Origin of the sequence: Shewanella sp. BJSY2023SW001 (assembly GCF_047314685.1) — a bacterium.
In the GTDB taxonomy this organism is placed as follows: domain Bacteria; phylum Pseudomonadota; class Gammaproteobacteria; order Enterobacterales; family Shewanellaceae; genus Shewanella; species Shewanella indica.
In genome coordinates this window covers 1-3,210 of sequence record NZ_JBKORF010000040.1, presented here as the reverse complement: position 1 = coordinate 3,210, position 3,210 = coordinate 1, and the positions used below count along the sequence as shown (strand labels likewise).

Here is a 3,210-nt window from a genome sequence, read left to right as displayed (position 1 = left end):
TGTGACCACCGCTCCTGAGCCTTCAATATACCGGCGTAGAGCAGTTTGAGTAAACTGTTCTCGTTGGCAAAACCACCCTTGGTTTTCGTCAGTTTACGAAACTGACGATGTACGGCCTCAACCGCGTTCGTGGTGTAGATAGCCTTACGCACGTATTCCGGGTACTTAAAATAGGTCGATAACAGCGCCCACTTGTTGCGCCAGGACTTGATGACCACAGGATATTTGTCGCCCCATTTGGCTTCCAGCTCGTCCAGCGCCATCTCAGCTGCATTGAGGGTTGTGGCTTTATAGACACACTTTAAATCAGCCATAAACGCCTTCTGGTTTTTAGACGCTACGTATTTCATTGAGTTACGAATTTGATGAATGATGCATGACTGCACCTCTGTATGTGGGTAAATGGTTTCAATGGCTTCAGGGAAGCCTTTAAGGCCATCAACACAGGCAATCAGGATGTCTTTAATACCGCGACTATGAAGATCGGTTAGTATACTTAGCCACTGATGTGCACCTTCAGTGTCTGAGATATACAAGCCCAACAGCTCCTTTTTTCCTTCTACATTGAGCGCCAGAATGGTGTACACAGCTTTGCTGACAAAGCGGCCATTCTCTTTGATTTTATAGTGAATAGCATCAAGCCAGAGGATGGGATACAGGGCTTCTAAATCACGTTCACGCCAAGCCTGAAGCTCAGGTAGCAGTTTATCAGTAATGGCGCTGATGGTGCCATTGGGGACTTCAATGCCGTAGATATCGGCGATATGGGCACGAATATCCTGATAACTTGTGCCCAGTGAAAATAGCGCAATGATTTTCCGCTCCATCTCATCGGTCAGGTATGTCTGGTTCTTTTTTACAACCTGAGGCTCGAAGGTGCCATCTCGGTCACGCGGAGTATGCAGCTCAAAGCTACCGGTAGCGGTCTTCAGTGTCTTACTGGTCTTGCCATTTCTGCGATTACCAGGCTGCTTATCTTCAAGATGTTGGTCGAGCTCAACATTGAGGGCCGCTTCAGTAAGCTGTTTAATGAGTGGGGTGAGAATACCATCTTTGCCGGTCAGGTCTTTACCTGCACGCAGAGCTTCAATGGCGGCTTCCATGTCGAATGTAGGTTTGGTCATTTGAATATCCTTTTGGGTGTATATTACTCAAATGACACAGATTTATGAACACTACCCTAGCAACCGCAGTTTTTGTATGAAGCACGCAGATTACTCGTCTTAGAGAGTCTACTTCCAATATTTCATCGTCATTTATAAACAATTGAGACCGAATGATATGCTTCCTCATGGCTCGCAAAGTGTTTAGGATGTCTTGTATGTTTGTAGTATGTTTGTAGTATGTTTGTATGTTTTTTTTGCGGTGTACTTCTGTTTGATTGTTGATTTGGATAGATCAATCACCAGTGTATCACTGCAACCTTTTCTACCTCCATGCACCATAAATCATCATAGTTCAATAGATATGTCATGAATCATAAACCTATATATTTAACTTTAGCCATCATCATATCAACGATGGGGACATTTGTTGTAATTAATGTATTTTCAGATTTTCCTGGGTTTGTTGCATACTTAGGCTTCACTAGTGAAGGGTATGGCACTTTTTTAAGCTGGAATTTAGCCCTATTTGTGACTGTCTTATACTGCTACAGTGCTTCGAAAATCTCTGACGTTAAACAATACATGTTCAAAGTAGACTTGTTAAAAATGGTTGTAGTCGTTGCGGCTTTATGTGCAGGAATCGTAGAAGAAATAGTATTTAGAAAGTGGGTGATGGATTACCTAGCTTCTGAAAACTTCTCTTTCTTTATCCAAATTATTGCATCTGGCCTAGCTTTTGGTGTTGTTCATTTGATTTGGGGTTTGAGGAATATCAAAGCCGGTATCAATGCCGCTTTCTCTACATTTATGCTGGGGTTAGCTTTAGGGGTTGTTTACTGGGTAGGTGATCGAAGCTTAGCGCCATGTATTGCGGCTCATTTTTTCATCTCTGCGTTAATTGAACCAGGTTTATTAATATCAGCTCAAAAAGATAAATTAGGGTACTGGTCTGAAAAAACAAACAAGTAGAGGTAGTGGAATGACTCATTTAATTTTGACTATTCATGCATTTTTACATGCGTGACAAGATCAGAACAGCTATTTGCAATCAATTGCTCCGGACACAGCTCAAATATGCACATAAACACGCTAAACTTGCACGTTAATAGTTATTAAAATGCAAAAGGGATGTGTGAGTCTTAAGTATCCCTAAATTAGTTTTAGCTAATGATATTTTCAGGAATTAGTTAATACCTGTGAAACATATAATATAGAATTGAACATCCGATACATATAAGTCTGTAGTGGTCAAGTTAAATTGGCCACGGTTTTGTATTCAAGCCAGTATCTTCGCTCTGACTCGTTCGGTGTAAGCCCACCGTTATATTGATGCGGTCTAAGCTGACTGTAATACCCCGTCACGTATCGTGATATTTCAACCCGAGCCTCACTGATACTTCGGTAGCCGGTCATCGGTATCCATTCTGTTTTCAAGCTTCTGAAGAAACGCTCCATCGGACTATTGTCCCAGCAGTTTCCTCGTCTGCTCATGCTTTGCTTTATCTGATAAGAAAGATAGGACAGCCATATCTTTTTGATGCTTTACACAGCTTTGACTAGGCTTTGAAATACCCATCAAAGCTCAGTCGAGGTTAGTTATGACCGTTGCCCGTAAAACAACAAAGACACCCATTATTAGCTGTGTTAGCGCTGAGTAGCTTGAAATATCTGAAGTGTCAGCAGACATACGCCTATTTCCCAGGCACAGGCGTAACTGTGACCGTCGAAAACAGGGACGTTTTCGTCGAGGCTACATGGACGTATTCACGCCGAGTCACAGGATCGCCTGTGCGAAAGGCGCACCGCAGGTGATTGGCTACATTTTGCTGGCAGCTAAGCGCAAGTTTATTGGTGAGTTTGGGCTTAAAGCCATGCTAGCCGCTGTGCCAGCGGCGTAAAGTCGTGGAGCTTCGCCCCACACCCGAGGAAAGGGGGCGGTATCAACTCGCCCCCTTTCCAAACCCCCAGCGACCCGCGACGCAGCGGACAACCCCTTGTGCTTATGATGTCAATTCGCTATCGCGCCAGACGCTCATCCCTGATTCGACTGGCGCTGCTTCGGCATCCATGCCTCGCTACGCGATTGTCATCAACGCCCTGCGGC

At 44.0% G+C, this 3,210-nt stretch carries 2 protein-coding genes and 1 pseudogene; 1 reads left to right on the top strand and 2 read right to left on the bottom strand.

The annotated features are described in order from the left end of the window. Nucleotides 1-1,124: IS256 family transposase (locus ACMHXH_RS09530; RefSeq protein WP_413737998.1), on the bottom strand; the 1,124-nt coding region annotated here is incomplete at its 3' end. Between the two features lie 348 nt (nucleotides 1,125-1,472). On the opposite strand from ACMHXH_RS09530, the gene ACMHXH_RS09525 reads away from it, so the two are divergent. Continuing rightward, nucleotides 1,473-2,075 carry a CPBP family intramembrane glutamic endopeptidase gene (locus ACMHXH_RS09525; protein WP_039036193.1) on the top strand — a complete coding sequence of 201 codons (603 nt, stop codon included), beginning with the start codon at nucleotides 1,473-1,475 and terminating at the stop codon, nucleotides 2,073-2,075. Between the two features lie 279 nt (nucleotides 2,076-2,354). Here the strand turns inward: ACMHXH_RS09525 and ACMHXH_RS09520 are convergent. Next, nucleotides 2,355-2,615: pseudogene (locus ACMHXH_RS09520) on the bottom strand (integrase core domain-containing protein); the annotation flags it as partial. Nucleotides 2,616-3,210 lie beyond the last annotated feature (595 nt).